Here is a 507-nt window from a genome sequence, read left to right on the forward strand (position 1 = left end):
TATTGCTGTTAATACTGTAAAAATCGACAAAATTATTAGCGCCCATTGAAACAGCATCATAATTAAGGTCAATAATATTTGTTGCACCTTCAATATAACCTAACAAAATTTGTTTGAAAACGCCGTCAGAATTTGTAAAATTCAGCCAGACACGATTTTTCTCAATATCCTCAGATGCTGCTGTTTTGTAAAACTTGCTGTTATTGCCTGCTCGGCGCATACTATTGTTAAAGGTTAATGTTTCTGTAGCTGGTCTTGCAAAAAAACCTTGGGCCGCAGCAATGTATCCATTAAAAGGAGTTCCACTTCCTCCAACAGTAGATCCTGAAGCATTGAAGGCGGTAAAGTCACTATTATAATAAAATTTACCATCAACAGGGTTTAGGATTGGAAGCGATTCATGTCCCCAGAAATACAAAGTACCTAAAGCTGGATTATCAGTCATTAACTGCTGTGCACTTATCGCAGACGGATAAGGGTTTCCAATTAAATTCCATTTTCCATCTA

1 pseudogene is annotated in these 507 nt (G+C 36.9%); it reads right to left on the bottom strand.

The features are described from left to right. Window positions 1-507, bottom strand: a pseudogene (locus tag BSF42_RS22610) (hypothetical protein); the annotation flags it as partial.

Source organism: Flavobacterium sp. ACN6 (genome assembly GCF_002304005.1).
Lineage (GTDB): Bacteria > Bacteroidota > Bacteroidia > Flavobacteriales > Flavobacteriaceae > Flavobacterium.